The organism is Sneathiella sp., from assembly GCF_041689005.1.
GTDB lineage: Bacteria > Pseudomonadota > Alphaproteobacteria > Sneathiellales > Sneathiellaceae > Sneathiella.
In genome coordinates, this window is the sequence record NZ_JBDNHC010000141.1 from 1 (window position 1) to 3,076 (window position 3,076).

The 3,076-nt window shown below is 50.6% G+C and carries 3 protein-coding genes; 2 read left to right on the top strand and 1 reads right to left on the bottom strand.

Annotation, left to right across the window (positions count from 1 at the left end; genetic code table 11):
• Window positions 1-624: 624 nt before the first annotated feature.
• On the bottom strand, window positions 625-1,719 hold the full coding sequence (gene cas1, locus ACESNI_RS15835; RefSeq protein WP_373088739.1) for a CRISPR-associated endonuclease Cas1: 1,095 nt from the start codon (window positions 1,717-1,719) through the stop codon (window positions 625-627).
• Between the two features lie 19 nt (window positions 1,720-1,738).
• Between cas1 and ACESNI_RS15840 the strand changes: the two genes are divergently transcribed.
• Window positions 1,739-2,404, top strand: a complete 666-nt coding sequence (locus ACESNI_RS15840) for a hypothetical protein (RefSeq protein WP_373088741.1) — start codon at window positions 1,739-1,741, stop codon at window positions 2,402-2,404.
• A gap of 79 nt (window positions 2,405-2,483) precedes the next feature.
• Window positions 2,484-3,076: hypothetical protein (locus ACESNI_RS15845; protein WP_373088744.1), on the top strand; the 593-nt coding region annotated here is incomplete at its 3' end.

Below are 3,076 nucleotides of genomic sequence, written 5' to 3' on the forward strand. Positions count from 1 at the left end.
AAACCCGCAACTGGCAACCAGCAGGACCCGTCTGGCTCAACCCAGAAACCGAAATCAGCGTCCCTGAAATCAGAGACGCCGCATGAAATCGGCGGACAACATGTTTGACAAACACCGGTTTCGTCCGGTCTATAATCTTGGTGATAGGAAGCCATCTCGCGCTCCCTAGGATTATCGCTCGCGGAATGCCAGAATTGCTCAATTGTCATATCGCCTTCCGGATAAATTTTATCGCTATCGGCCCACATGTCACCACTCTTCCGCTTTACATAAACTTTCACAATGGGCCCGTCGAAATTTAGACGTTCGAGTGCGGCCTGCATGCATGCGCCGGAGAATGAAACAGTGTTCGAGGTGGACCTCAGCGCGTCATACAGTTCTGCATACCGAACATGTTCCAATATAGTGCCCATCTGCATGTTTATGTGACGATCTAAGTCGACGTGAGCGCAGTCTAATACTTGGGAAATCCTGCAGGCATTGTAGGTTTTACCGGCGCATGCCCATCCATCGAATGCAATAAGCATCGGACCATTCGAATAAGTGTGGATTTCACGCGCTCTTTGCGCTTCACTTTGAACCGCTGATACTAGCGCGTCGAAAGTGCTAACCGTAATCAGCATCCTACTGACCCATTCGGTTCATCAGGCTCCGAGCCAACGCCGGATTCAATCGGCACACACCATTACTCTGAATATCAAAATCCGATCCCGAAAAAGTCTGCTCAGCAATCAGCTTCAGGATCACCCGATCCACCACAGGCCGCTGAGGCTCCATCAAGTCCAACGCGAAGGATGGTGTCAGGTCTTTTTCCTTGTGCCGCTGGTCATGAAGAATGCCGATCATTGGATCGTAGCCGTCGCAGATCGCTTGTATCTTCGCTTTTGTGAGCAGTGCGGCATACGCATAGTTCAACATCGCGTTGATAGGATGCGAAGCGTTCTTGTTCTTCGGGTTTACGCCAGTGAGAATCGACGAGCGAGAGAGATATGTCCGCCAATCGTCTGGAATTGGATGGCGTGTGGTCGCCCGCCATTTCATCTCGACACCCTGCCAAGCTCGCCAGTAGGAGCTTGCGGCCTTGCCTTCCTGACCCAAGAGCTTTGCAGGCGTATCAGCGTCGCCTCTCTCGATGAAGGCGAGATCGTTACGAATCGCCTCTATCGATCTATCTAGATACTTGGACGAGGGAACAAATTTTTCCAGCGTCTCGATGCTGGCTTCCAATTTTTGACGCGTAATACTGATCGCGAATGCCAGCTTCTTGTCTGGATCATCTCGCGTTTCCAACTGCCAGGCTACTTTTGTTCTGTCAGCAGAAAATCCGCTCGGGCTCATTACGGTCGTGCCGGTGCCATCAAATTTTATCCGTATCAATGGAACGTCTTGATCCGCGAGCCAGTCCAACGCGTCGAGCGTTATATTGCCCGAGCCATCAATAACGACGATGCGAGGGGGTAGTTCCAGATCGCCTTTGAAGAATTCCCATACTTTTGGCTTTGACGGGTAATGTGTGTTTCCGTCTTTAATTATGAGCCGCTTTTTATCCACGGTAATTGAAAGGCCGTGCCCGGTTATTATAAGCGGGTGTGATTGCCTTTCTCGGCGCATCCTTTTGGGTTTGTTGGCTTCAATTAAATAATTCCAATAAATGCAACGGTCCGCCCATTCGTCTTGGTAGGGTGAGCGATTCAACGCAACATCGCCAATTACGTCCATTTCCGGCCTCCCGAATCTCATGATTTTCACCAATTTTCAGCTCTGGCAACAAGGAACCATGCTGCAGGATGCATGGAAGCTCCCCTGCGATGACGTTGTCCGGAAGAGAATAGAGGAGATCGGTTTAGAAGTCCTGGAAACACTCGGGCAATCTCCACAAATGAGAACAATTGATCAGCTTTTTTCTCTGTTTGATCGCAACAATTCGAAACAGAGTATGGGGCAGCTGCTGGATCTACTAAACGAGGAGCGTGAAGAGATTATCGTGGAGCTCTACAACGATGAACTTGTTGGGATTGGGCAAACAGTGTTGCATTCCAGCAGTCGTCGCTACGACTTAATTCAATCCGAATTTTGGTATGATGCAGACGCTGATTGGAAATCCTGTTCCGCTCGCACGATCGATCGCGAATATGTTCGAATCCGAGTGATCGATCCATACAAGTATCCGCAGTTCGCTGAGAAGAAAGGGCGCGGAAGGCCCGGGGTCCGTGACAAGCTATTCGAAGCTTTGGATTATATAAATGAGCATAAAGTTTTGGATATCCAAACTGGCTCCCACAAAGAAGTTATTATCGAAATTCTCAATTACTTTAAATTAATAAAACCGAATGATTACAAGGATATCGAATCTCTCGAATTTAGCACATTTAGAAAGAATATTACGCTTTATCGAAACCGATAAAGCTTTATTTCTGTATCATATTTTGTCCTTTTATCCGGACTGCTCAATCCCCGCCTGATCCGTCAAACCGGCCATCGAGGTGCGCATCCCGCGCGCCAAGATGAACGGTACGATCATGGCCCGCCAACGCGACCACAAAGCAGAATACGCCCGCCGCATTGCGCGCGGCAAAGCACGTGGGCTGAGCCGCAGCCAGGCACGCGGCCACGCCAAAGCGTCCGAAACACAACTCAAGCCAAAGCCAAGCGAAGTCAAATCAGACGCGCGCATAGAAGCGGCGATCCTGGCCATGAACAATGGTGAGAGCCTGACACGTTCGGCCAAGGACGCTCAGGTCTCACCAGAGCGGCTGCGACGCTTCATCGTCTCACAAGATATGGGAATAAAGCAGGGCCGCCGATGGGCGCTTGCTGACAGTCGCCCGCGCCGCGTTCCAATCATCAAGAACACAAACATCAAAGCCATCATCGTTCCCGGCTTCGATGACGCCAGCCGCGTGGGCAAATATCACAATCGAATTGGCCAGTTCGCGCGCACGCAGGACCTGTCAGTCCTTGAGCCATTTGTCGGCGAAGGTGTCACCGACATTTCCGGCAAGTTCCATCCCTTCGAAACCGATCCCAACGCGCTGCTTCGCTACGCGATGAAGGACGAACCCGAATTCCACGAAAT

Bases quoted from the DNA above. Each gene is read 5' to 3' on its own strand.
- cas1 (WP_373088739.1), bottom strand. From the start codon at position 1,719: ATGGACGTAATTGGCGATGTTGCGTTGAATCGCTCACCCTACCAAGAC.
- ACESNI_RS15840 (WP_373088741.1), top strand. From the start codon at position 1,739: ATGATTTTCACCAATTTTCAGCTCTGGCAACAAGGAACCATGCTGCAG.